Below are 24,522 nucleotides of genomic sequence, written 5' to 3'. Positions count from 1 at the left end.
GGTTCAAATCATCCGGTTGGGCCCGCAATGGCGGGCGATCAAGCCTGTTCCTTGACGGGCTCGGCTTTGGACCGCACATCGGCGATCATCGGACGCGCCACGCGCACCCTGACATTCGGCGCGATCTCGATTTCGACTTCGGCGTCGTCGATCACCTTGGTGACCTTACCGATGAGCCCACCGGACGTCACGATACTGTCACCGCGCCGGACGTTCTTGACGAGTTCGGCATGATCTTTGGCTTTTTTCGTCTGCGGTCGCAGGACCAAAAAATACATGATGATGAAGATCAGGCCGAAAGGCGCGACATATTGGATGAGAATATCGTTCAAACCGACAGCCGCACCAGCCGCGGTCTGCGCATAAGCGGGCGTAATCAAAAGCGTCTCCATCATGGGCCCGGGCCGGATTGGCGGCGGACTATAGCCAGCGGCGCCCCGAAAGCAATGGCGCCGCGAAAATGCGCGGGAAAGCCTGCCGGACCCGATGAACGGCGGCGGCCCCGGCCAAATCCGCATCCCTAGCCGGAAGACGGTCGACTATCGCCGGTCCGATCCGCTGGTATTTCCGGCAGAAGATCAACGCGCTCGTCTATCAAGCCATCGATCATCGAGCCTTTGCGTGGGATGGAGCAACCGTTGATTCGACTTTTCCCGGAGTGGGCATAAGCTCCGCTGCCGAGCAAGGCTGCGCCACCAAAAGCTTTGCTGAAAGGGAGGTTTGTCATGACGCCTGCCGAAGTCGATATGGTCAAGACGACATTCGTTCAAATTCTGCCTCAGGCGGACGAATTCGGACCGAAATTCTACGAGCGCCTGTTCAGCCTGGACCCCACCTTGAAGGAGATGTTCAAGGAGGATATGGCCGTCCAGAGCAAGAAATTGGTCCGCATGCTCGCGACGCTCGTTGCCGGCCTTCAAAGTCTCGAGACCGTCGTCCCGACGCTCGAAGCCCTCGCGATCCGGCACGTCGGCTACGGTGTGCGCGACGAGCATTATAATGTCATCGGACAAAGTCTGATTTGGACCTTGGAGCAGCAATTGGGCGAGGCTTTCACGCCCGAGGTGCGCAATGCCTGGATCGCGACTTATGTCCTCATCGCTGAAACGATGAAGGCCGCGGCCCGCGACGCGATAGACCATTCAACCAAAGGCAATGCGGCCGCCGTCGAACAGGCAGCGCCGGGCTAGAAATAGGGATTCACTTATTAGGTGATCCGAGGACCGTCATTGCGAGCGAAGCGAAGCAATCCAGTGCAACCGCTCAATTATGGCATGGATTGCTTCGTCGCTTTGCGCCTCGCAATGACGGTCCTCAGTGATTCAAACGGTCCATAGCACGCGGGTCTTCGCGGGCTATCCGCCCTCGACTGGAATATGTGCGTATTGAAGTCGAAAGCGTTCATAATTCACAAGACATCGGATATATCCGGTGTCTTTTACGGCCCATCCTGATCGCAAGACCTCATCATCATGTCCAAAAATAAAAAGAATCCCGGCGGGCGCGGTTCGTCTCCGGCGGCGAAAGAGGCGCTTTTCCCGGCAGCCGCCCCCGATCAGAAAAAGAGCAAAAAAATTGCCTTGAAGGCGAAGTCGAAGCCGGCCCCGGTTTCCCCTACGGCGGCAGAGGATTTCGCCAAGGTCTTGGAGCGGATCGCAGACGCGCTCGAAAGATTGGCGCCGGGCGAGACGGAAGCGCCCGCCTTCGCAGCCGCCGATGCTTTCGTCTGGCATGCCGCGGCCGAAATGCTCCAGCCCGTGCCGCGCGTGAGCCGCGTCGAGATCGCGCTTTTACGCGGGATCGACCGCATCCGCGATATTTTGACGGAGAATACGGAACGTTTCTCGAGAGGTCTGCCCGCCAATAATGTGCTTTTGTGGGGCGCCCGCGGCATGGGCAAATCCTCCCTCGTGAAAGCCGCGCATGCCGAGATCAACGCCAATCTTTTGGCGAGCACGCCGCCTTTGAAGCTCATCGAAATTCATCGCGAAGACATAGACAGCCTGCCGCACCTCATGAGCTTGCTCCGCGACGCGCCCTTTCAATTCCTGCTGTTTTGCGACGACCTGTCCTTCGACGTCGCGGACACGAGCTATAAGTCCCTAAAAGCCGTGCTCGAAGGCGGTATCGAAGGCCGACCGCGCAATGTGCTCTTCTATGCGACCTCCAACCGCCGCCATCTCATGCCGCGCGACATGGTCGACAACGAGCGCTCCACCGCGATCAATCCGGGCGAGGCGGTCGAAGAGAAAATCTCGCTTTCGGACCGCTTTGGGCTCTGGCTCGGCTTCCACAATTGCTCGCAGGCCGAATATCTCGACATGGTCTTCGCCTATGTCGACCATTTCAGCCTAGGCGGCGAAAAGGAGAAAATCACCGCCGAGGCGCTCGAATGGTCGGTGACGCGCGGCGCCCGCTCGGGCCGGACGGCGTGGCAATTCATCCAGGAACTCGCCGGGCGGCTTGGCAAGGCGATCGCGTGAAAGAGACCGCGCGCCTGCTGTAACCGGCTAACACCCATCCGGCGCCAACGGGCGTATGATCCCCTGCATCATAAAAACCAATGCAGCAGGGAGAACGTCACATGGGCAAGCGTATCCTTTTGATCGCGGGCGATTTTGCCGAAGATTACGAAACCATGGTGCCGTTTCAGGCGCTCCTCGCCGTGGGCCTTTCCGTCGACGCGGTCTGCCCCAATAAAAAGGCGGGCGAGACGATCGCGACCGCCATTCACGATTTCGAAGGCCAACAGACCTATTCGGAAAAGCGCGGCCATAATTTCGCTTTGACCGCCGACTTCACCGATGTCGCCGCCGCGAATTATGACGGGCTCGTCATCCCCGGCGGCCGGGCGCCGGAGTATTTGCGCCTCGATCCCAATGTCATCAAAATCGTTCAGGATTTCTTCGCCGCCGGCAAGCCCGTCGCCGCGATCTGCCATGGCGCGCAATTGCTCGCCGCCGCCGATGTCTTGAAGGGCCGCACCTGTTCCGCCTATCCGGCCTGCCGTTTCGACGTGGAACATGCCGGCGGCACCTATGCCGATATTCCGATCAATGGCGCCGTCACGGATGGCAATCTCGTCACCGCGCCCGCCTGGCCCGCGCATCCGGACTGGATCGGCCAATTTCTCAAAGTTCTCGGCGTGAAAATCAGCTTCGAAGACCAAGCGGCTCAGGCTCAGGTTCAATCGGCGGCTTGATCTGGCCCGAGGCAATGATACGATTCTCTCCGGCGGACCCAACGAGGCTCCGCCGGGTGATCCAGGAGGCGCGCATGTGCGAGATTTTCATCAGCGCCGATCCGAAGCTTTATGAGATGAAGACGCGCTCATTGCGCCTGCATGGGGTTTCGACAAGCCTCAGGCTCGAGAACCTGTTTTGGACGATTCTGACCGAGATCGGCGCGCGCGACGGCATGACGCTCAATCAGCTCATCACCAAACTTTACAATGAGATCGTCGAGTCGGGCTTCGAAAAGCACAATTTCGCATCGTTTCTGCGGGTCTGTTGTGCGCGCTATCTGGCGCTGCAACGCGACGGGCGCATTCCGGCCGATCGTAAAGTGGCGATCGGCAGCCTCAATCCGGCTTTCGTTCTCGCCGACGAAAGACGGCCCCGGCCGCGTTTGGCGAAAGTGAATTCCTACGCCGCCGCCTCGGCCATATCGCGCCGCGCCGGATCGCGCACATAGGCCAAAGCCTCGCGCAATATCCGCGCATCGGCGCCGGGCTTCACGCCTTCGGTCGCCAAATGCCGCCGCCAGGCGCGCGCGCCCTTGCGCCCATTGAAGAGGCCCAGAATATGCCGCGTCATGGCATGCAGCGGCACGCCCTCGGCCAAACGCCGCTCGACATAAGGCATGAAAAGTTCGATCGCCGCGAAAGCATCTTCGGCGGCGGGTTCGGCACCAAAGAGCAGCCGGTCCACATCGAGCAGAAGCGCCGGGTCCTGATAGGCCGCGCGCCCGACCATCACCCCATCGACATGCTGCTGCAATTGCTCTTGCATCTGATCGAGCCGCACGAGGCCACCGTTGAGGATGACCGGCGTTTGCGGAAAGCGCTGTTTGAGCGCATGCACGAGGCCATAATCCAAGGGCGGCACATCGCGATTTTCACGCGGCGACAGGCCTTTCAGCCAGGCCTTGCGGGCATGCACGATCAAGGCGTCCGCGCCGGCCGCGATCACGCTTTCGGCCAGCGCATGAAGCGCTTCTTGCGGATCTTGATCGTCGACGCCGAGCCGGCATTTCACCGTGACGGGGATTGAAACCCGCGCCTTCATCGCGGCGACGCAGTCGCCGACGAGCGCCGGCTCGCGCATCAGGCAAGCACCGAAAGCGCCCTCCTGCACGCGGTCGGACGGGCACCCGATGTTGAGATTGATCTCGTCATAACCGAAGTCCGCACCAATGGCCGCGGCCGCGGCGAGGTCGGCAGGATCGGAGCCGCCGAGCTGCAGAGCCACGGGATGTTCAGCCGCGTCATAGGCCAGCAGCCGGTCGCGATGACCGCGCAGAATGGCAGCGGTCGTCACCATCTCGGTATAAAGCCGCGCATGGCGCGACAAGACGCGATGGAAGAACCGGCAATGCCGGTCGGTCCATTCCATCATGGGCGCGACGCTGAATATGAACCGCTGATCCAACTTCATTTACCAATTGTCTCATCGCTGGAGACGAGATCGCCGGCGCCTATTACGCCGGGACGAGGTTTCGGTGCACCGCAACTTGATCGATGTCAAAGAACGACACCCCGATCACGGCATACTCCACTCGGCGCAGGGAGGATAATATGCCGACTTTTGAAATCTGCTTTCTTGGATTGGTTGTAGCGTCTTTTATCGTATTCGCGGGTTCGCTCATGATCGTCGATTACCGGTCCCGCAAGCCGTAAACATGGCCCCTAGGCGCTGAACGGCTAACCCCCCGCCGCGATTGCCCGGGAAGCGACATTGTAGCGCAGGCCGGTTGCGATTTGATCCAGATCAAGTTTCAAACGGCTGTCACAATGCATCACCCTCGCCGGAAAGCGAGGGGGGCGGGTTTCGTCAGGCGGCAAAAACCGGCGCATCAGTCTCCAAATCTTCCAAATAGGCGGCCCGTAAAGGCCAAGCCCAGCCTTGACTCGTTATGTATTTTTAACCCATAACGATGCAGGAGCTGCGCTCAAATAACCGATAGTTGGAGATCATAAGATGACTGATAGCGCACCGGCCCAAGAAGCCACAAATGAAACGAAGCCCGCCTCGCCCGCCAGGTCCGGTCAAGGCGCCCGCGGCGAAGTCGTGATCAATGTCCGCTTCCAGCCGAACGGCCTCGTCAACATGATCAACCACAAGCCGCAGGGCCTCAAGGACCAAGAGTGGTTCGACCGCCTCTGCCGCGTCGCCTCCAGCTATTACATGGCCTTGTCGGGCGGCCGCGGCGCTTTCACCATTCCGGGCGATACGTTCCAGCTGATCTTCGAAGCCAATTCCTGATCGCCGCAGCGCCCAATATCTCGAAGACATTTCGATCGGCCTCATGTTTATCATGGGGCCGATTGGTTTTTGAGGGCCCACTATCTTGGACGAGACACGCGTCCCCGCGATCATGATCCAGGGCACCGGATCGGGCGTCGGCAAATCGACCTTGGTCGCGGGGCTCGCCCGCGCTTTCACACGGCGCGGTTTGCGCGTGCAGCCTTTCAAGCCACAGAACATGTCGAACAATGCGGCCGTGACCGCAGACGGCGGCGAGATCGGCCGTGCCCAGGCTCTCCAGGCCCGTGCCGCGCGGGTCGCACCCAGCATCCATATGAATCCCGTCCTGTTGAAGCCCGAGACGGATCGCGGCGCGCAGATCATCGTGCAGGGCCGATCGATCGGCCACGCCAGCGCGGCGGATTATGCGAAACGCAAGATCGAGCTTCTGCCTTCGGTGCTGGAGAGCTTCAGGCATCTCGAACAAGCTGCCGATCTGGTGCTTGTCGAAGGCGCAGGCAGCCCGGCCGAGATCAATCTGCGGGCGAACGATATCGCCAATATGGGCTTTGCCAATGCCGCCGATCTGCCCGTGATCATCGCCGGCGACATCGATCGCGGCGGCGTCATCGCGAGCCTCGCCGGAACCCATGCCGTTCTGGCGCCGGAAGACCGCGACAGGATCAAAGGTTTTCTCATCAATAAATTTCGCGGCGATCCGAGCCTGTTTCAGGACGGTATCGAGGCGATCTCGCGAATCACCTCCTGGCCCAGCCTCGGCCTCATTCCCTTTCTGCCTGCGACGGCCAATCTTCCAGCGGAAGATTCGCTCGACCTCCGCCGCCGGAGCACGGCCTCCAAATTCAAGATCGCCGTGCCGGCCTTGGCGCGGATCGCGAATTTCGACGATCTCGATCCGCTTGGGCAGGAGCCCGATGTCGAACTCGTTTTCGTGCGTCCGGGGAGTGCCCTGCCCGGCGATGCCGATCTCGTCATCCTGCCCGGCTCAAAATCGACCATGGGCGATCTCGCCTTTCTGCGCGAGCAGGGCTGGCACATCGATATTGCCGCGCATGTGCGCCGCGGCGGCCATGTGCTCGGGCTTTGCGGCGGCTATCAAATGCTGGGCCTTGCGATCGAAGACTTGGACGGCGTCGATGGCACGCCCGGCAGCATCGACGGATTGGGCCTCCTTTCGGTCGAAACGCGCATGGCGGCGGAGAAACGCACAACGCCCGTTCTGAGCGCCACGCATTGCCTGACGGGAGCGCAGATCTCGGGCTATGAGATCCATTTGGGCGCGACGCAAGGCGCCGATTGCGCAAGGCCCATGCTCATGATCGAAGATCGCCCGGACGGCGCGACATCGCCCGACGGCCGCGTGCAAGGCACTTATGTCCATGGGCTTTTTTCATCCGACAGCTTTCGCAAGCAATGGCTCGCAGGCTTCGGGATCGCGTCGCAATTGGCCTATGAGGCACAGATGGAAGCAGCGCTCGACGCGCTCGCCGATCACCTCGAGAAACATGCCGATCTCGATGCGGTTTTGAAGATCGCGCGGAGCCGTTGAAGCTGAAATCCATAACGTCGTGTGCGAACCTTCTCCCTGTGGGAGAAGGTGCCGAGCGAATGCGAGGCGGATGAGGGGTTACAATCTCTTCAATATGGATCGTAACCCCTCACCCGGCTTGCTCCGCAAGCCACCCTCTCCCGCAGGGAGAGGGTTCATCGCGCTAGAGAAGCAGCGCAAGCGCCGCATAAATCAAAATCTCAAGCCCGCACCCAGCGACCAGCAAATGCAGCGCACGCGAAATATCATCGGGCGTTGCCATGCGGCCTTGCGGATTTAAAAAAGGATCATCGACCACCTGCCCCGCATATTGGCGCGGACCTGCCAGCGCGAGGCCAAGCGCGCCAGCGGCGGCGCTTTCCGGCCAGCCCGCATTGGGCGAGCGATGCAGCCTCGCATCGCGCCACATGATGGAAAGCGTATGCTTTATGTCGCCGCCCACGACCGGCGCCACGACAGATAAAAGCAGACCGGCGAGGCGCGCGGGAGCGAGATTCAAAAGATCGTCGAACCGCGCGGAGGCCCAGCCGAAGGCGGCATGGCGCGGCGTCTTATGACCGATCATCGAATCCGCCGTATTGACGATTTTATAGGTAATGAGACCAGGCAATCCGAACAGCGCGAACCAGAAGGCCGGCGCCACCACGCCGTCTGAAAAATTCTCGGCGCAGGATTCAATCGCCGCGCGGCAGATCGCGGCCTCATCCAAAACCTGCGGGTCTCGGCCAACCACGCGCGCCACGGCACTGCGCGCCGACTCAAGTCCCTCGTCCGTGAAAGCGCTGCGCACTTTTTTGATGTGGCCGTAGAGGCTTCTCTGTGCAAAAAGCACCGAAGCCAGAAACGCTGCGATGAAAGACCCAAAAGGAATGGCGTCGAGCAGGCGTTCGAGGCCAAAGCCAATGCCGATGGCGGCGATCACCAGGATCGTAAGGACGAAGACCCCCGCAGCTTTCCTTCGCGCTTCAGATCGCGCGGGATCATTGCATCGCCGGTCCAAAGCCGCGATCAATCGTCCCATCAGCACCGCGGGATGCGGCACATGCGCCCACAGGACATCGGGATCGCCAATCACAGCGTCGAGCAGGAGCGCGAGAACGAGTATCCAGAGAGACTCATGTGATAGGAACATGCTAGTTGCGCAGGCTTTCGGTCTTTGCCGCCACCATGGCGGCGCCTCTCATAGGCAAGGTCACTTGAGTCTCCCATGAATCACGGCGGCGATCTTTCAGAAGCGATCGCGCATTATGGCGGCGCGCCTCAGGATTGGCTCGATCTTTCGACCGGGATCAATCCGCGGCCTTGGCCCGTTCCGGCAAGCCTCTTCGCCGATGCGCTGCATCGCCTCCCCGCGCAGGCCGACCAAGAGGCTTTGATCCTCAGCGCGGCCGAAGCTTACAATGCGCCGAAAGAGGCCGCCATCGTCCCCGCGCCCGGTACGCAAGCGCTGATCCAATGGCTGCCGCATCTCGCCCCGCCGGGCGGTGTCGCCATCCTCGGGCCGACCTATAGCGAGCACGCGCAATCCTGGCAGCGCGCCGGACGGACGGTTTTCCCGATTGCCGACATGAAAGCGCTTCCGCGAGAGGTCCGGCATGTGATCGTGGTCAATCCGAACAATCCGGATGGGCGCATTTTCGAGTCCGCGCGTTTCAAGCAGATCGCCGACGAGATGAGAAGCCGCGGCGGCTGGCTGATCGTGGATGAATCCTTCGCCGATATCGATCCGGCCATCGGCTGCGCCGCGCTTTGCACCGATCTTCCCATTGTCGTGCTGCGCTCCTTCGGCAAGTTTTTCGGCCTGCCAGGCCTGCGCCTGGGCTTTCTCATCGCAGAACCGCGCATCGCTGCGTCTTTCGAGGCTGCGCTTGGACCCTGGGCCGTGTCGGCACCGGCATTGACGATCGGCGCCGCGGCATTGAAGGATCGTGCCTGGGCCGTGGCTGCCCGGGCCAGTCTCGACATGATGGCGCAACGCCTCGATGCCATCCTTCAGATGGCTGGGTTTCGTCTCGTCGGCGGTCTACCCTTGTTTCGCCTCGTGCAACATGCCGACGCCCGCGCCCTGCATAAAAAGCTCGCACGAAAATATATCTGGTGCCGGCGCTTCGATGAATCGCCAGATCGCCTTCGCTTTGGCCTGCCGCGCGACGACAAGGACCTCGCACGTTTGAAGGAAGCTCTCGTATCGCCATGACCAAAACCACGCTCTCCTTGCATGACGATGTGCGTCATCTCCTCGCGCTGATGCCCGGCCCAAATCAAGACGCCATCAATGCCGCGGCAAGCCGCGATGCGCAATTGACGAAACCGCCCGGAAGTCTCGGCCGGCTCGAAGAGATCGTCCTGTGGCTCGCAGCTTGGCAAAGCGGTGCGGCACCCAAGGTCGAAGCACCGCTTGTCTGCGTCTTCGCTGCCAATCATGGCGTGACGCAACAAGGCGTCTCGGCCTATCCGGCGGAAGTCACGCATCAAATGGTTGCGAATTTCCGCTCCGGCGGCGCAGCGATCAACCAGATCTGCAAAAGCTTCGATCTTCGTCTCGAGGTGATCGAACTGTCGCTCGACCGGCCGACTCAGGATTTCACATCGGCGCCCGCGATGAGCGAAGACGAATGCCTGGCCGCTTTCACACGCGGCCGTGAGGCCGTGCAGCAAGGCGCGGATCTTCTTTGCCTCGGCGAGATGGGAATCGGAAATACCACATCGGCGGCGGCGATCTATGCCGCACTTTACGGCGGCAAGCCCGAGCTTTGGACCGGGCGCGGCACCGGCCTCGATAACGCCGGCCTTGCACGCAAGCAAAAAGCCGTCGCCGCCGGTCTCGCACTGCACAATGGCTCTTTGTCGGAGCCGCTCGAGGCGCTGCGCCGCCTCGGCGGATTCGAGATCGCCGCGCTGGCAGGTGCCATTTTAGAGGCACGTTTGCAGCGCATTCCTGTGGTGCTCGACGGCTATATCGTCACCGCGGCGGCCGCCGTGCTGCATGCGCTCAATCCAGCGGCCATCGACCATTGCATCGCGGGACATGCCTCCCCGGAAGGCGCCCATGCGGAGGTCTTGATCAGACTCGGCAAAAGGCCTCTACTGGACCTCGGAATGCGGCTTGGCGAGGCCAGCGGCGCCGCCCTGGCGGCTGGAACCATCAAGGCGGCTCTGGCTTGCCACCAAGGCATGGCGACATTCGCGGAAGCAGGCGTCGCCAACAAGGACAAATGATCCCCGAAAGGAGCAGCGTCATGGACTATATGCCCGGTCCCTCCGACAGTGATCTCCTGCCCTTTCGGGACACTGCCCCGCCCATTTTCGACAGCATGTTCCAGGAACAATTGGAGCTGCTCTTGAAATGGCGCCGCGACGTGCGGCGGTTCCGCCGCGATCCCATCGATGAAGAGCTGATCGCGCATATGCTCGATCTGGCGCAGTTGTCGCCTTCCGTTGGCAATAGCCAGCCCTGGCGCTGGGTGCGCGTCGAAACCCCCGCGCTCCGCGCGAAGATCCGCGAGAATTTCGAGACCTGCAACGCGAAGGCTCTGGCCGATTTCGACGAAAGCCGCGCCACGGCCTATGCCAAATTGAAGCTCGAAGGTCTTGACGCCGCGCCTTTGCAATTGGCCGTCTTCTGCGATGGGGCGACCACGCAAGGCCATGGGCTCGGCCACCGGAGCATGCCGGAAATGCTCTCCTATTCCGTCGCCGGGATGCTCGCGATCCTGTGGCTCTGCGCGCGCTCGCAAGGCCTCGGCATGGGCTGGGTGTCGATCCTCGATCCGGCGCAAGTGGCACGGACGCTCGAAGTGCCGCCGTCGTGGCAGCTTGTGGCCTATCTCTGCATCGGCTGGCCGGTCGAAGACCATCTCGATCCGGAGCTCGAACGCCATCACTGGCAGGAGCGGCAAGGCGACAGCCGGCGCGTGATCGTCAAATGAGAGAGGCGAAAGGCAATTCGAACGCATAGCCTTCGAACATGCCTTCGCCGCGCCCGATAGACGAAGCCGCATCCGACATGCGGCCTTTGCGATCGAGCACCGCATCGGCGAGAGCGATCATCAAAGGATTGGGTGTCGCCGAAGGCGAGGCCCGCCGCAAGAATGTCGCGATTGCCTCCTCGGCGATCCGCGGGTGGTGCTGACAGGCAATCGCAAAAGCCGCCGCCGTCGAGCGGCTGATGCCCGCGAAACAATAGATCAGCATGGGCGCCGCCGCGTCCCAAGATTGCGCGAAAGTCAGAATCGCACGCAGCTTCGCTTCATCCGGTGCGACGAGTCCATCTTGTTGCGCGGCAATATCGTTGAAGCGCAGCTCCAATCGATGCGCGGGCGCGCGAGACAGCACGGCCTCGTCCTGGCCCGGCGACAGAAGGCCCAGCACATGCGAGGGCTGATGCGCTTCGACATTTTGCGGAGCATAGATCGCGGGGCAGACGATCAGTTTCATGCAGCTGCGAGCCCCAACAGGCAGCCGATCTCGAAGACCTGTTCGATCGCGCCCAGCACATCGCCGCTATAGCCGCCGATCGCCTTGTGGCTGTAGAGCGTCAAAGCAAGAGACAAAGCCGCGCCGAATATCAATCCGACGATGAGCGCAAAGGGCCGCATGAACAGGATAGGAATGATGGCAAGCAGCGTCCATAAAAGCGCTTGGCGTGCCTCGGACATAGGGAGCCTCGTCGAAGCATAGGAGGTTTTCGCGGTTGACGGATCGCCCGCGTAGGTTTGCGCGGCGAGCACGGCGACAGGCGCGAAACGCGCGCCGGCATGGACTGCGACCAAGGCAAGGACGGCAATGCTGGGCGGCAGCGTTGCAAGAGCGCAGACTCGCAACGCGGTACCGAGACCCAAGGCAAGCACGCCATAGGTGCCGAGCCGAGAATCTTTCATGATCGCGAGCCTTTGCTCGCGCGTCCAGCCGCCGCCAAACGCATCAGCCGTATCGGCAAGCCCGTCTTCATGCAGAGCACCTGTCGCGATAAGGCTCGCGATCACGGCGAGCAGAGCCGGTATGAGACCCGTCCAGATGAGGCTTGCAATATAAAAAATGCTTCCCGAGAGCAGCCCGGCCAAAATGCCTACTGCCGGAAAAAACCGGGCATAGGTAAAAAGCCCAGCGTCCGCGCTGCCCCCAGCCTTCTCCCTCACCGGAAGAATGGTCAGAAAGCCGAGAGCCTGACGGAAGCGGTCGAACGCGATCATTGGTTTCGAAATCATGCAGAAGGACGCAAACTATTATCCGCAAGCCTATCACCGAGCTTCACTGAGCTCTATAGAAGGCCGTGATGAGCAGCATGATGCCGATCCTGGTTCTAGGCGGGGCGCGGTCGGGCAAATCCGCCTTTGCCGAGCAGCTTCTCCGCGAAAGCAATGTCGAGCGGACCTATCTCGCCACCGCCACAGCCGGCGATGACGAGATGAAGGCCCGCATCGCGCATCATCGTCTGGCGCGCTGCGAAAAATGGCACACAATCGAAGAACCTCTCGCCATCGTCGAAGCCTTGCGGCGCGAGACCGGCAAAGGCCACGCCGTGCTCGTCGATTGCCTGACGCTCTGGCTGTCCAATCTTTTCATGGACGCGCGGAACGTCGAGCTCGAAATCGAACAGCTCGCGCTTTTCCTGCAAGAAGCGCCGCGCAACATCGTCCTGGTCTCAAACGAAATCGGCCTCGGCCTCGTGCCCGAAACAAAACTCGGGCGCGATTTCCGCGATGCGCAGGGCCGCCTCAATCAAAGGATCGCGGCGGCCGTGCCGCGTGTGGTCTTTGTCGCCGCGGGCCTGCCGCTTTACCTCAAGGGCAGCGCGTAGTTTTTATTAACGCATCGGATTTTTCCCAAAACCGGTTCCTACTTTTGAGTCCGATGCTTTATTCCGCCGCCTTCAAAGCCGGATTGGTCACGGTCTGAATGGCCTCAAAACCTTCGAACTCGGGATGGCCGATCGTCTTCGGCTTGTCCTGACCGGTGCCGGCATTGGCATGGGCGGCGCGAAACTGCTCGGAATTCGTCCAGGCCGTGAACTCGTCCTTCGAGTTCCAGATGGTGTGCGAGACATAAAGAATATGATCCTCGCGCTCCGGCCCTTTGAGAAGATGAAATTCAACAAATCCCGGCAATTCGTGAAGACGCGACTGGCGCGTCAGCCAGGCTTCTTCGAAAGCCTCCGTGCGATCCTTGATGACCTTGAAACGGTTCATGGCGATGAACATGGGCTGTCCTCAATCTTTCTCGTGGCCGGAACCTATGGCGCGCGGCTTGTCCCGGCAAGGGCGCTTCCTTCAGCTTATTTCAACAGTTGATTGCCTCAGCATGACTTGACTATTCCGAAGAATACCAAATAGTTGCGTAAGTATTCCAAAGAATACTTTTAATTTATTCTAGTTCTAAACTGGCAGGAGCGCACATTATTGGACCACATCGTCTCAATCCGGTCGACGTGGGGAGACGGGCATGGCCGGTGAAAAAGCCGATGAAACATCTGCATCGAAGCCGGAAAAGCCAAAGCCCGACGTGCCGGTCATCAACGTGCGCGACCTCTTGGCCGATTCCCGCGAAGCCGTGCTGATTCACGAAGGCGAGCGCTACCGGTTGCGGATTACCGCCAAAGACAAACTCATTTTGACGAAGTGACCAGGTGCTGGAGCATCATCCCAAAAAGTAGCAGACTTTTTGGACGAGATCATGCGTCAAAACAAAAGATGGGAACATGGCGACGATATATAATTTTAAATCTCACGCGCGCGACTAAGCGGTCTCATTCACCAGACGTAGCGCAACACGCCGAGGCCGGTGTATCTCTGCGCGTTCTCGGCAAATTCGCCATCGAATCGTACGGCGATTGAAAAGCCGCTCTTGAACCAGACTTCCGCTTCGAGCGAGGTGAGCGCCGAATCGCGGGGCGGCGCTGCGCCGATCACGCTGAAGTTCGATCCGGGCAAGGTCTCGAACATCGCATTTGTGCTCGGCCTGGACCAATGGTCATTAGCCCAGGCCGCGCGGGTGCGCAGCACCAGCGTCGTTCCATAATCGCCAGGCGTCGCCCAATCGAACCAAGCGCCGAGCTCGGTACGGGTCGTGGTGATCGTCTGCGACGCGTATGAAAGCGCGAAAGTCGGGAGGCCCAGAGTCGCTCCCTCGCTATAGGCAGGCGTGAAGAAGCTCTGTGCCTGCACGGCGGCGTAAGGGATGAAGCCCATCCGGCCCGGCAAGCCGACATAGGGGAGAGCAAAGCGATATCCGCCTTCGATCCGGCCGCCGATATTATTGGTCGAGAAATTCGCGGTGAGATGGTCGACCTCCGTCAGACTCACATAGCGGTCGGTGGTCGCGCGGCTCCAAGCATAGGCGAGTGCGCCGGAGAGATAGGCTGCATTGATCCGCGTCGAGGCATAAACGGCGGCCTGCGCCATGTCGCTATGGCCGCCGCCAAGTGCGTCCGACAGTCCAAAGCGCGTGCCGCCTCCGCCGAGTGCAAAACCAGCCACCGTGTTCGGCAGAACGAGATAGTCGAGACCAACGACAGAACCGGCGTTGCTGACCGACCGGTCGTGGCTTCCGACTCCGGCAACGTCCCCATACCCCTGGCCTTGCCCACCATATCCCGCCGCCCAGACGCCCCACCGACTCGGCTCCGGACCGGCGGGAGCAGCGGGCAGCGGCCCCTTAATGATCAAAGGACGCCGCACCGGTGTTTCCGAGAAGGGGCGATTGTCTCCGGCAAATGGATTCATCACCAGCGACAGGAAGGAATTCATCGCCTGCGTGCCCGCCTGAGCGGTGCCGGTGCCAGCCTCTCCAGAAAGCTGATCGAACGCCGCCGCCAATTGCGCGGGTGACGAGAATGCAATGAGATTCACGAAGGCGGACGGCAGAGTTCCGCCATTTCTCAGGAAATTATCGATGGCAATGGCGACGGCACGTTCATTTGCCGTGGCATTGGCCGGCAGCCCTGCCAAGACCGAACCCCCGGCACCCCCGGCAGCCGTGCAGACGGTAATCGTATTGCTATCCAAAGTGACAGCGCCGTTTTGCGCCAAAGCATCACCGCAGATAATCGTGGCGCCGGTATCGAGCGTGATGCTCGTCAGCGCGAGAATGTCTCCCTCAAACGATGTGGACGTGCCGAGTGTCGCGGAACTGCCCACTCTAAAGAACACATGGTTCGCCTGGGCGCCGTTGATGAGCAAAATGCTCGAAGCGCTGGCCGTGGTCAGCGTGCTGTTGATGTTGAAGATGAAGACGGAATTGGGATTGCCCTGCCCATTGAGGACGAGGGTCCCGGTCAATTGTGCCGCGTTATTGAAACCGTAGACGCCTGCGACAAGGTTTTTGCCGCCAAGATCCTGACCCGAGAGGTTTACCGTGATCGGTGTAGCGGCCAGCTGGTTATACGCCGTCATGTTGTCTAATTGTGCCTGTTGCGCAACCGCGTTGCCTGCCGAAATTGTTGATGGTGCGGTCACGATGCCGGGCGGGAATCCGATCACGGTCGTGCCAGGCCACACACCGACGTTTCCATTGATCACGCTTGAGCCGGTATTGGTCACCGTCGAGCCGGCCAAGACTCCAAAGCTTCCCGCGGTCCCAAGCGATGGCGCCTGAGCGCGCGCGGAAGGTGCCGCGATCATCATCAGTCCAAGAGCCGCGCAGGTTGCGGTCACTCCTCGCTTTGCGGGAAATTCGGCACGTAAGAGGGGCGCACGCGAAGTTGGCACGATGCTGACTCCTGATCTAAGTCTGAAGGTTGCATTTCAATCGACGCGACGCGGGTCTCGAGACCGTCTTCACGCAACCTGACTGATGACCTTGACGCCGATCGCCGAGCTAAACGCGGTAAAACCAGCGAGCCGTTGGCGACGGCAATTTTTCGTCTCGGGCGAAAAGCGCCGGGCCAGCCGCACCCCTTCGTTTTGCCGCGCGCTTCAACGCAAAATATGCGTGAATCGGCTTCAGGCTGGGCTGTGATTTGATTGAAATTCATAGATCTAATTTAAATAATCTCGTTAAAAATTTCCTAAATTAGCGTATCCACAAACGAATTTTCAAATATTGACACAAAAATGCAACTCAAAGCTCCTGCATAATGGCTGAATAATATGTATTTATACTTATACGTATAAGTATAAATACTTGGCACATTTGGGGCAGAAAGACCGGCCCGTTGTCCTCCTAAGGCCGCCACGACACAGAGGACTCAGCTCTGCCGAGTCGGCTGAAGATTCTGTTCATCCATCGCGAAAGGCATCGAGCCTTGTCTTGCCGCTGAGCCTTGCGGCGAGAGTCAACATGGCCGGAAAGCGCGTGAGAACGGGCCCGAGCAGCGCAGGCGCCACGGGCTGCATGGCGAGATGCGCGAAGAGCGATGCCGCATGGATGCGCGGCGCGAAAGCCTGCCGCCATCGCTTCGCGTAGAGAGCGCCTATGGCATCGAGATCGCGCCCCTGCCCGACCTCGGTGCGGCTCGTCAGCAAGCGCGCGAGAAGCCAGCCGGACTGCATCGCCATGCTGATGCCTTCGGCCACGATCGGATGCGCCTCGCCGGCAAGATTGCCGACGCGGAAGAAGCCCTGCGCATAGCGCGGCCTTATGCCGGGCGCGATCGGACCCGCTGCGAGCGGCGGCGCTTCGAGCACCGCCTCTCGCAATACCTCGCGCGCACCGCGGCAATGCGCGCCGATATGCGCAAGAACCGCATCGGCGGCGCTGCCTTGATGGCGGCGCCGCACGTCTTGCAGCATGTCGCGGCGGATGCAGCATGTCAGCGACAGGGTTTTGCCGCTGCTGTTGACCATCCCGCCATAGCCGCCGGGAAAGACGATCAGCGGCATCAAATCGGAGGCAAGCGCCGCATCGCGGAAGCGCGCCTTGAAGGCGAGAAGATCGCTTGGCCGGTGCGGCCGCATATTCTGCGTCGGCAGATCGCCGCGTTCCCAGGACCCATGTGCGATGACGGCGACCGGCGCCCGGATCTCTTTTGTCTCGGCGCCGTCCATGATTGTGCAGATAAAGTCGGTACCATCGGGGGCAAGCGCGGTCGCGCGCCAAGGCATGAGCAGCGTGGCTCCCGCCTGCACCGCATTTTGGACCAAGAGATCGTCGAGCCTTTCGCGCGCCACGGCGACCCCCCAGCCGGACCTCTTTCCGGCGTGCTGCGGCATAGGCGCGGTAATGGTCCCTGTGCCGGCAAAGATCGCGACGCGGCGGATCTCCGGCCCCGTCTCGGCATGGATCGCAGCCTCTATGCCAAGGTCGGCAAAGAGCGCCGCATTGGTCGCCGACATGAACTCGCCGCAGACTTTTTTACGCGGGAATGGCACTTTCTCGATCAGCGCGACCGACCATCCGGCCCGCGCGAGTGCGAGCGCTGTCGTCGCGCCGGCTGGCCCGGCACCGATGATAACGGCATCAAAACGTGTCATGGCGCCTCGCGGCGCGCCGAAAAAATATGGGTGAACGGACCGCCGCGCCGCTCCTCCAATGCCCAGGTCTGGTCAGCCGGCCAGATGCCGGACAATTCCTGATGTTTGAAGCCCGCTTCGACGCTGACGCGCGCATCGTGGCGGCTGACGTCGTTGCAGCCGAGCACCCAGATCATGCGGCTCGCTGTCCAGGCGAGCGCTGTCCGGCGCGGTTCCGCCGCGACAAAAAGCTTCGTCCGGATCGCCGCACCGGCGAGCAGGCTGCGCAGCGCGGCCCCCTCGAAATGATGCAGGAAGAGATTGGCCGTGATCGCATCATAGAAATCCGGCTCAGCGGGGCTCAGCGCATCGAAGACGTCGGCCGTCTTCGTCTCGACCTGCCAGCCGAGATCGGCAAAGCCAACGCGCGTTGCCTCGCTCACGAGATCCTGCCGGTCGAGCAAAGTGACTGCCACGCCCGGCCAGACGGGCGCGAGCCGGCGCGCGACGCGCAGCATGAAGCTGCCATCGCCCGCACCGAGTTCGAGAAGAGTGCGCGGCGGCATATCGGCGCCCGCGCGCAAGGCATCCGCCACGATCGCGTCATGCCTCATGATCCAATTGAGCCAGACGAGATCGCGCCGCGAGCCGATTGCGCGCCGGTCGGTTGCCGACAAAGCGTCGAGCCGTTCAGGAGTCAATCGGCGTGCCGCGAGGAACGACATCTTCTATCTCTTGTTTTGCCGCATAATCTTTTCCAAAAAGTCTGCAACTTTTTGGGATCATGCTCTAATTCCCCGTATGAAACAGCATGGTCTCGGCGATGAGCCCGGGACCGAAGGCCATGCCGCAGCCGGACGCTTGCTTGGGCTGCGCCTGCAGCATTGATTTCAAAACGAACATCACAGTCGCCGACGACATATTGCCGAAGCGGCGCAAAACGTCGCGCGACGCGGTGAGCGCGGACGGGCCAAGCCGCAGCGCGTGCTGGACCGCATCGAGCACCGAGCGGCCGCCCGGATGCACGGCCCAAAGATCGATCGAAGGCACTTTCGCGCCGGCCAGAATCGCATCCATCTCGGCGGCGAGCACCTTGTGGATGATCGAGGGCACCATACCCGACAGGACCATATCGAAGCCCGACTCTCTTATGTGCCAGGTGATCGAATCGCTCGTGTCGGGAACGAGCACCGCATGAAAACGATCCATCGCTATACCGGCCGGCTCGGCGCTGATGAGGCTTGCCGCACAGCCATCGGCGAAGATCATGAACGACAGGATCTGTTCAAGATCGTCGGTTTCTTTGAGATGCAGCGTGCAGAGTTCAAGGTTGAGGACGAGCACGCGCGCATTCGGCTCCGAACGCACGATATGGCGGGCGAGCTTCAGCGCGTTCATCGCGGCATAGCAGCCCATGAACCCGATCATGGTGCGCTCGACTGAAGGATGAAGCCCGCAGCGCTCGACGATTTCGAGATCCAGTCCCGGCGCCGAAAAGCCGGTGCAGCAGGTGATCAGAAGATGCGTGATGGTCGAGCGATCGGGCCCCAAGCCGAGCTGCTCGACCGCATCGATCGCGAGTTGCGGCGCCAGCCGTTCGAAGGCGCGCATACGCGCAGCCGTATCCGGAAACTGGCCGCGGACATAGAAGCCATCGTGATCGAGCGCGCCATTGCTCAAATCGGTTCGCGGCAGGAAATAGGAGTAGCGATGGTCGATACCGCCTCTGTCAGCCATGCGCTGAAATGCCTGGACCTTGCGCGGGTCGTTGCCGAGCTGCGACAGCGCAAAGGTAAGAAAAGCCGTGTGAACGTCATTGTCCGGCACCGCAGTCGCGATTTTGTTGATATAAGCGGTCGTCATTTCACCAAGACTCCGGCGGCTGCCTCCCGCACTTGCGCCGCGCCTATCAGGCTGGCGCGGGGCGCTACCGCGCGTCTCGCGAAGAGCGCTTAGGGCGCGCGGTGCCTATATGACGCGTGTCTGCACCTCTTGATATATTATAATGTGCTAACGTCCAGCAATCCTCCTCACGCTCTTGTGCGCAGACGCTCATGCACACCGTCAGCTATTCGCGCCTCTGCGTACCGCGGCATCAGGACGCAGAAGTCACAGCGCACGCGCCGCACGTTGGACTGCGCGGACGATGCGTGACTGCGCGCCGCAACGGCAGGCATGACCGGCAAGCGCATCGCGAATATCGGCCGCGCTCGGATTGCGCCTTTTGGCGAGCAAGGCAGCCGCCCGCATGATCATGCCGCTGGCGCAGGAGCCACATTGCATGGCCGGTTCGCCGATGAAAGCCTGCCGGACTGGATGTGGATGGTCGGGCGATCCCAATCCCTCCAGCGTGACGATCTTTTGCGCCGGTGACAGTGCGGACACAGGCACCATGCAGGAATGCACCGCCTCGCCATCGATATGAATGGTGCAAGCGCCGCATTGGCCAAGCCCGCAGCCGAAGCGCGGGCTATCCAGATCGAGGCGATTACGCAGAACGAAGAGCAGCGGCATGCCCGGATCATCGACCTCGACCGTGACCGCATGCCCGTTGACATGGAGGGGAACGGAATGCGGCATGGTTCCTTCCGAGATGCAGCTCGGGCGAGCGATGACACGCAGGATGAGCGAAGTCTACCCTCGCGTATGGGTTAGCCTTTTAAGCTTGCATGATTCGCGTTTTTCTTAGGATGTTCGTTTATGTCCTGCGCGCGAAGCGTTGCCCGATCCGCGGTTTTGAAACCGTCCGCATCCAAAGGAGACGATATGGTTGAAAGCAAGCCCGGGGAGCTCAAGACGGATAATCTGCCGCCGGTCATTCACGCCGCCGAAACGAAACTCGTCCACTCTGCCAGCCGAATTTTCCTCACCATCGAGCAGCTCATCTATATCGTGCTTGGAGCGATATTGGCGCTCACGGCCGTATTGGCGCTCGCCGGCACCACCGGGCTCTTATGGGCAGGGTTCCAGAATTGGACGGGCACAACGGCCGTCATCGCGGTCATGGACCGGCTGCTTTTCGTGCTGATGCTGATCGAGATCCTTTATACGATCCGCGCTTCGCTGCAGTCCGGCACATTGAGCCCCGAACCTTTCCTGATCGTCGGCCTGATCGCCTGCATCCGGCGGATCCTCGTCATCTCGCTTGAAAACTCGGACGTCGCGCAGCAGGCCAAATGGTCGGCCGAACGCGCTGAGCAGTTTCAAGCCGCGATGATCGAGCTCGGCGTGCTGGCCTTTCTCATTATCGTGATGGTCGCCGCGATCTCGCTCGTGCGCCGGCATAAACTGTCGTGAATTAGAAAAGACCTCAACGTTCCATTGGGTCATGGCCGGGCTTGACCCAGCCATCCAGGCATCACGGAGTGTTTGCTTGGATGCGCGGATCAAGTCCGCGCACGACACCTTCAGACGATTCCGCTTAAGTATGCCGCGAGAGATCCGTCAGGCCTTCGGCGCCGGCGCCAGCGTGACGGAGGCTTCCGTCGTCAGCAGGAGGAAGGTGAAGCTCTCCTGAAGATAGAGCTGAACCGTCGTGTCCGTGTGATTGAGATAGCCGATCGAGACATCCTGACCGATGTGCAGATCGAAATCGCCGCCGCGCGTCGTCAGCACCACGGCGCCCTCGATCGCCGGGGCCCAGATGATCTCGGTCTCGATCAGCCGGCGGATATGCTGCAGGATCGGATAGCCATTGTCGCTCGACTCGGCGAGCGCCGTATAGGCCTGCGCACCGAGCAAAACCTGATAAGGTCCATTGACGCCGACAAGCCGCAACTGGCTCAAGGCCTGGGCGATCGCATCCGGGAACTGCCGCACGTCTTCGGGCAACGTCATGGGCGGATTGCTGCTTCCCGGCCGGATGCCGGTGATGTCGCCGGCGGGATAGCCTTCGAAAATGGCGCGATCTTCGGTGAAGGCCATTTTGAGTGCCGCGTCTTTCGCCGGCTGCCAATCCGAGTCGTTTGCGCCGCGCTCGACATCGTCGATCTGCTGGCGATCCAGTTCGAACGGAACCCGCACTTCAATGAGCGGCTTGACCTCGCGCTGGCGCGTGATGATGCCATTGCCCGGCCCCGAAATCGTCTTGAGATGGCCCGTGCCCACGGCGGAGAGAGCCGTTCCGGCAGGCCCCTGCAAATCGACGACGCGTCGTGCCGCGAGATAGCGCTTCAGCGTCCGCGTTGCCTCTTCCTCGATCTGGGCCCAGGCTTCGTCGGAGATGGGCGCAAGTTCACGATGCAGATTGTTCATGACGGATTTCCTTTGAGGGAGCCGATGCCAAGCGAACCGTCGCGCACCGGTGAAACAAGCTGTGCCGAGGCGTCCGTGGACATATCGGCGGGAGATGCCGCGGGCGCGGGATCGTCGACCGTCACATTGTCCAGGAAAGTCCCGGTCGGCACGAAAAACAGGGTGCCGGTGACGGCCTTGCTGAAATCGAGCAGCCGGTCGTAATTGCCGGGCGGCCGACCGATGAACATATTGTCGAGCATCTGCTCGATCGTGCGCGGGGTGCGGCAATAGCCGATGAAATAAGTGCCGAATTCGCCCTGCCCCGGCGTGCCGAAGGGCCGGTTCTCCCGCAAAATCTTCTTCTCTTCGCCGTTCTCGACAATGACCGTCAGCGCATTATGCGCGTAAGTCGGCTTGACGGTGTCGTCGAGTTCGACATTGGAGAGTTTTTTGCGGCCGATGATCTTTTCCTGCACCTCGGTCGGCAGGCTATTCCAGCCCGTCATATCGTGCAGATATTTTTGCGTGATGACATAGCTGCCGCCCGCGAAGGCCGCATCTTCGTCGCCGATCAATATGGCGTCGATCGCCTCCTGATCGGCCGGGTTTTCCGTGCCGTCGACAAAGCCCAGCAGATCGCGATTGTCGAAATATTGAAAGCCTTGAACTTCTTCTGCAACCCCAATGGAACCTCCGAGGCGTTCCAGGATCAGCGTTTCCAATTCGAAGCAGAGATCCATGCGGTCGGCGCGAATATGAAACAAGAGATCGCCCGGCGTCGCGACGGCGTGGCGTGTGTCGGCGATGATCTCGCGGAAGGGATGGAGCTCCAAGGGCCGCTCGGCGGCGCCAAACAAACGGTCCCATGCCGAAGATCCAAATCCCATCACGCAGGACAGCCCGGCGTCCGGATCGCGAAAGCCGACCGTACGAACGAGCGCGGAGAGATCGGCGCATAAAGATTTGACGGCGGCGGCATCGGCATCGGCGGGATTGATCGTTACCACCAGAAAGATCGCGGCGCGCGTCATCGGCGTCGAGATCTTTTGAAAGACAGTGTCTACGCTATTGGCCGAAGGAGGGGTAATCATAAGACCGAAGTTCGTGAGATACCGGACGTGCAAAGCAGTTCGCAAATGCGAATCTGTCGCCAATGAATATGACGATCGCATGAAGTCTTGACGCAATGATCGTGCCGACGATCATTCCCGAAGATGGATCATTCGGCAGCGAGGCTAATCATTGCCTCAATCGAGGTCAAGCTTAAGAAAAGGAGGACGAGCGATGCTCGGGGCTCGCCTATTTTTCGTAAGGTTCGGAAAGCTGCTCACAATCGTCGCAGCGATATTTTTATTGGGAGATTTTGCCATGGCCGCAGATGGACTGACGACAGTTGCGAGCAGCTTCGCGCCGAAGGAAACAATGGACAGGCTCGAGGCCGAGATCGCCGCTAAGGGTCTGACTTTATTCGCGCGCATCGATCATTCGGCAGGCGCCGCGGAGGTCGGCCTGACGCTGCGCCCGACAGTGCTTTTCATTTTCGGCAATGCGAAAGGCGGCACGCCTTTGATGCAAGCGGCCCAAACCGCCGGAATCGACTTGCCGCTGAAGGTGCTCGTCTGGCAGGATGATAAAGGCGTGACGCAGGTCTCCTATAATGATCCGGCATGGATCGCGAAACGGCACGGCGCCGAAAACGATCAAGTTGTAAATGCCCTGACCGGGGCGCTCCACGCGATCGTGCAAAAAGCGACTATGCCGCAATAATTTTTCAAATTCGCACGATGACGTGAAACAGACTGAAGGCAGCCATGATTCTTTCGCGGGCAAAAGCACCAACGCGCCGGCACTTCTGTCTTTGCTGCGCGGCCGCGCCTCTCGCGGCCACAGGCGTATGGCTGACGCCAAGCGAAGTCTTTGCTCAAGCCCGCGCCATTGTGCTGTTCATAAAGTCGGATGCCAAAAGCGCCGACATCATCGTCCATCCCTTGCGCGGTAACATTTTCGTGCTCGAAGGGTCCGGCGGCAATATTGCCGTCGCCGCCGGCAAGGAGAGCAAGCTTCTCGTCGATGCCGGCATAGGCGTGTCACGACCGCGGATCTTCGCGGCTCTGCAAGCGCTTGGTCAAGCCCCCGTCAAGCACCTCATCAACACCCATTGGCATTTCGATCATACCGACGGCAATGAATGGATCCATTCGATCGGCGCCGAAATCCTGGCGCATGAAAACACTTTGAAAAGACTTTCGACGACGCAGCGGGTCGAGGATTGGCTTTTCGACTTTCCGCCGCCGGCGCCGAGCGCCATGCCGACAGAGGTCTTTGCCGACGAGAAAACCCTCAAGCACGAAGACAATACGCTGGCGCTGAAATATTACGGCCCGGCGCATACGGATGGCGACATTTCGGTCCTATTTACGGAAGCCGATATTCTCCACACCGGCGATATTTATTGGAACGGCATCTACCCGTTCATCGATTATTCGACCGGCGGCAATATAGACGGCACAATCAAGGCCGCAGAAGCGAGCCTGGCGATGATCACCGATAAGACCATCGTCATCCCGGGTCACGGACATCCGGTCAGCAATAGGTCAGAGCTTCAAGAATACCGCGACATGCTAGTCGCCATTCGCGACAATGTCGCCGCGCTCAAGAGGCAAGGCCGCTCTTTGGACGAGATCCTCGCCGCCAAACCGACCGCCGCCTATGACGAGAAATGGGGCAATTTCGTCATCGACCCGAGATTCTTCACCCGGCTCGTCTATGAAGGCGTCTGAAGGATCACGGACTGTTGAGGGTGACCTCGACCGGGCTTTGACCCTTGACCCGGTGAAAGCGGTCATCTGCGCCCAATATGAGG

27 protein-coding genes are annotated in these 24,522 nt (G+C 60.5%); 14 read left to right on the top strand and 13 right to left on the bottom strand.

What is annotated here, in order from left to right; genetic code table 11:
• Positions 1–38: 38 nt before the first annotated feature.
• Positions 39–395: a preprotein translocase subunit YajC gene (gene yajC / locus A3OQ_RS0109625; protein ID WP_244427123.1), complete on the bottom strand. Its 357-nt coding sequence runs from the start codon at positions 393–395 to the stop codon at positions 39–41.
• 330 nt (positions 396–725) lie between these two features.
• Here yajC and A3OQ_RS0109620 point away from each other — a divergent pair, with 330 nt between their 5' ends.
• The 4 genes from A3OQ_RS0109620 (at position 726) to A3OQ_RS21915 (ending at position 3,693) form a co-directional block, all read left to right on the top strand.
• On the top strand, positions 726–1,190 hold the full coding sequence (locus A3OQ_RS0109620; protein WP_020175176.1) for a globin family protein: 465 nt from the start codon (positions 726–728) through the stop codon (positions 1,188–1,190).
• Positions 1,191–1,472: 282 nt separating this feature from the next.
• Positions 1,473–2,483: an ATP-binding protein gene (locus tag A3OQ_RS0109615; RefSeq protein ID WP_020175175.1), complete on the top strand. Its 1,011-nt coding sequence runs from the start codon at positions 1,473–1,475 to the stop codon at positions 2,481–2,483.
• Between the two features lie 101 nt (positions 2,484–2,584).
• On the top strand, positions 2,585–3,202 hold the full coding sequence (locus A3OQ_RS0109610; protein WP_020175174.1) for a DJ-1/PfpI family protein: 618 nt from the start codon (positions 2,585–2,587) through the stop codon (positions 3,200–3,202).
• Between the two features lie 74 nt (positions 3,203–3,276).
• Positions 3,277–3,693, top strand: coding sequence for a ribbon-helix-helix domain-containing protein (locus A3OQ_RS21915; protein ID WP_020175173.1), 417 nt, complete (start codon positions 3,277–3,279; stop codon positions 3,691–3,693).
• Here the strand turns inward: A3OQ_RS21915 and dusA are convergent.
• Complete coding sequence (dusA, locus tag A3OQ_RS0109600; protein WP_020175172.1) at positions 3,645–4,655, bottom strand: tRNA dihydrouridine(20/20a) synthase DusA; 1,011 nt, start codon at positions 4,653–4,655, stop codon at positions 3,645–3,647. The genes A3OQ_RS21915 and dusA overlap by 49 nt on opposite strands.
• Positions 4,656–5,198: 543 nt before the next feature.
• Here dusA and A3OQ_RS24845 point away from each other — a divergent pair.
• Positions 5,199–5,483 (top strand): hypothetical protein, encoded by a 285-nt coding sequence (locus A3OQ_RS24845; protein WP_020175170.1) that lies wholly within the window; start codon positions 5,199–5,201, stop codon positions 5,481–5,483.
• Positions 5,484–5,595: 112 nt separating this feature from the next.
• Complete coding sequence (locus tag A3OQ_RS0109590; RefSeq protein ID WP_040580856.1) at positions 5,596–7,035, top strand: cobyric acid synthase; 1,440 nt, start codon at positions 5,596–5,598, stop codon at positions 7,033–7,035.
• Positions 7,036–7,198: 163 nt separating this feature from the next.
• On the opposite strand, the gene cbiB is transcribed toward A3OQ_RS0109590, so the two are convergent.
• On the bottom strand, positions 7,199–8,167 hold the full coding sequence (cbiB, locus tag A3OQ_RS0109585; RefSeq protein WP_020175168.1) for an adenosylcobinamide-phosphate synthase CbiB: 969 nt from the start codon (positions 8,165–8,167) through the stop codon (positions 7,199–7,201).
• Between the two features lie 75 nt (positions 8,168–8,242).
• Between cbiB and cobD the strand changes: the two genes are divergently transcribed.
• Genes cobD through bluB form a run of 3 tightly spaced genes read left to right on the top strand, consistent with a single transcriptional unit; the run spans position 8,243 to position 10,964 of the window.
• On the top strand, positions 8,243–9,232 hold the full coding sequence (gene cobD / locus A3OQ_RS0109580; protein ID WP_020175167.1) for a threonine-phosphate decarboxylase CobD: 990 nt from the start codon (positions 8,243–8,245) through the stop codon (positions 9,230–9,232).
• Positions 9,229–10,254 (top strand): nicotinate-nucleotide--dimethylbenzimidazole phosphoribosyltransferase, encoded by a 1,026-nt coding sequence (gene cobT, locus A3OQ_RS0109575; protein ID WP_020175166.1) that lies wholly within the window; start codon positions 9,229–9,231, stop codon positions 10,252–10,254. Before cobD ends, cobT begins: the two co-directional genes overlap by 4 nt.
• A 20-nt stretch (positions 10,255–10,274) precedes the next feature.
• Positions 10,275–10,964: a 5,6-dimethylbenzimidazole synthase gene (gene bluB / locus A3OQ_RS0109570; protein ID WP_020175165.1), complete on the top strand. Its 690-nt coding sequence runs from the start codon at positions 10,275–10,277 to the stop codon at positions 10,962–10,964.
• Here the strand turns inward: bluB and A3OQ_RS0109565 are convergent.
• Positions 10,957–11,472, bottom strand: coding sequence for a tyrosine phosphatase family protein (locus A3OQ_RS0109565; RefSeq protein WP_020175164.1), 516 nt, complete (start codon positions 11,470–11,472; stop codon positions 10,957–10,959). The two genes, bluB and A3OQ_RS0109565, sit on opposite strands and share 8 nt — an antisense overlap.
• Positions 11,469–12,242, bottom strand: a complete 774-nt coding sequence (gene cobS / locus A3OQ_RS0109560; protein ID WP_051116028.1) for an adenosylcobinamide-GDP ribazoletransferase — start codon at positions 12,240–12,242, stop codon at positions 11,469–11,471. The genes A3OQ_RS0109565 and cobS overlap by 4 nt, the downstream gene beginning before the upstream one ends.
• A 68-nt stretch (positions 12,243–12,310) precedes the next feature.
• Between cobS and cobU the strand changes: the two genes are divergently transcribed.
• Positions 12,311–12,835 carry a bifunctional adenosylcobinamide kinase/adenosylcobinamide-phosphate guanylyltransferase gene (gene cobU, locus A3OQ_RS0109555; protein WP_026595679.1) on the top strand — a complete coding sequence of 175 codons (525 nt, stop codon included), beginning with the start codon at positions 12,311–12,313 and terminating at the stop codon, positions 12,833–12,835.
• Positions 12,836–12,893: 58 nt separating this feature from the next.
• Here cobU and hmuQ read toward each other — a convergent pair whose 3' ends face one another.
• Positions 12,894–13,235, bottom strand: a complete 342-nt coding sequence (hmuQ, locus tag A3OQ_RS0109550; RefSeq protein WP_020175161.1) for a heme-degrading protein HmuQ — start codon at positions 13,233–13,235, stop codon at positions 12,894–12,896.
• A gap of 241 nt (positions 13,236–13,476) precedes the next feature.
• On the opposite strand from hmuQ, the gene hemP reads away from it, so the two are divergent.
• A complete protein-coding gene (gene hemP / locus A3OQ_RS0109545; RefSeq protein WP_020175160.1) occupies positions 13,477–13,656 on the top strand; it encodes a hemin uptake protein HemP in 180 nt (59 codons plus the stop codon).
• Positions 13,657–13,784: 128 nt separating this feature from the next.
• Here hemP and A3OQ_RS23530 read toward each other — a convergent pair whose 3' ends face one another.
• The 5 genes from A3OQ_RS23530 to A3OQ_RS0109515 form a co-directional block, all read right to left on the bottom strand.
• Positions 13,785–15,686 carry an ice-binding family protein gene (locus tag A3OQ_RS23530; protein WP_152428380.1) on the bottom strand — a complete coding sequence of 634 codons (1,902 nt, stop codon included), beginning with the start codon at positions 15,684–15,686 and terminating at the stop codon, positions 13,785–13,787.
• Between the two features lie 564 nt (positions 15,687–16,250).
• The gene (locus A3OQ_RS0109530) at positions 16,251–17,444 is read right to left on the bottom strand and encodes an NAD(P)/FAD-dependent oxidoreductase (protein WP_020175157.1); all 1,194 of its coding nucleotides are present in this window, start codon (positions 17,442–17,444) and stop codon (positions 16,251–16,253) included.
• Positions 17,441–18,148 carry a methyltransferase domain-containing protein gene (locus A3OQ_RS0109525; protein WP_020175156.1) on the bottom strand — a complete coding sequence of 236 codons (708 nt, stop codon included), beginning with the start codon at positions 18,146–18,148 and terminating at the stop codon, positions 17,441–17,443. The genes A3OQ_RS0109530 and A3OQ_RS0109525 overlap by 4 nt, the downstream gene beginning before the upstream one ends.
• Positions 18,149–18,212: 64 nt before the next feature.
• Entirely contained in the window at positions 18,213–19,286 is a 1,074-nt protein-coding gene (locus A3OQ_RS0109520; protein WP_020175155.1) for a type III polyketide synthase, read from the bottom strand.
• A 246-nt stretch (positions 19,287–19,532) separates the two neighbouring features.
• Positions 19,533–20,003 (bottom strand): (2Fe-2S)-binding protein, encoded by a 471-nt coding sequence (locus tag A3OQ_RS0109515; RefSeq protein ID WP_020175154.1) that lies wholly within the window; start codon positions 20,001–20,003, stop codon positions 19,533–19,535.
• Between the two features lie 186 nt (positions 20,004–20,189).
• Here A3OQ_RS0109515 and A3OQ_RS0109505 point away from each other — a divergent pair, with 186 nt between their 5' ends.
• Positions 20,190–20,720: a phosphate-starvation-inducible PsiE family protein gene (locus tag A3OQ_RS0109505; RefSeq protein ID WP_020175153.1), complete on the top strand. Its 531-nt coding sequence runs from the start codon at positions 20,190–20,192 to the stop codon at positions 20,718–20,720.
• A 147-nt stretch (positions 20,721–20,867) separates the two neighbouring features.
• Here A3OQ_RS0109505 and A3OQ_RS0109500 read toward each other — a convergent pair whose 3' ends face one another.
• Complete coding sequence (locus A3OQ_RS0109500) at positions 20,868–21,677, bottom strand: family 1 encapsulin nanocompartment shell protein (RefSeq protein WP_020175152.1); 810 nt, start codon at positions 21,675–21,677, stop codon at positions 20,868–20,870.
• The gene (locus tag A3OQ_RS0109495; RefSeq protein ID WP_083931668.1) at positions 21,674–22,750 is read right to left on the bottom strand and encodes a Dyp-type peroxidase; all 1,077 of its coding nucleotides are present in this window, start codon (positions 22,748–22,750) and stop codon (positions 21,674–21,676) included. Before A3OQ_RS0109495 ends, A3OQ_RS0109500 begins: the two co-directional genes overlap by 4 nt.
• 277 nt (positions 22,751–23,027) lie before the next feature.
• On the opposite strand from A3OQ_RS0109495, the gene A3OQ_RS0109490 reads away from it, so the two are divergent.
• The gene (locus A3OQ_RS0109490) at positions 23,028–23,426 is read left to right on the top strand and encodes a DUF302 domain-containing protein (RefSeq protein WP_152428379.1); all 399 of its coding nucleotides are present in this window, start codon (positions 23,028–23,030) and stop codon (positions 23,424–23,426) included.
• A gap of 44 nt (positions 23,427–23,470) precedes the next feature.
• Positions 23,471–24,439, top strand: a complete 969-nt coding sequence (locus A3OQ_RS0109485; RefSeq protein WP_020175149.1) for an MBL fold metallo-hydrolase — start codon at positions 23,471–23,473, stop codon at positions 24,437–24,439.
• The last annotated feature ends 83 nt before the right edge of the window (positions 24,440–24,522 follow it).

This window comes from Methyloferula stellata AR4, assembly GCF_000385335.1.
GTDB classification, from domain to species: Bacteria; Pseudomonadota; Alphaproteobacteria; order Rhizobiales; family Beijerinckiaceae; genus Methyloferula; species Methyloferula stellata.
Note: the sequence above shows the minus strand (reverse complement) of the source record. Positions and strands in the feature narration are given on the sequence as shown.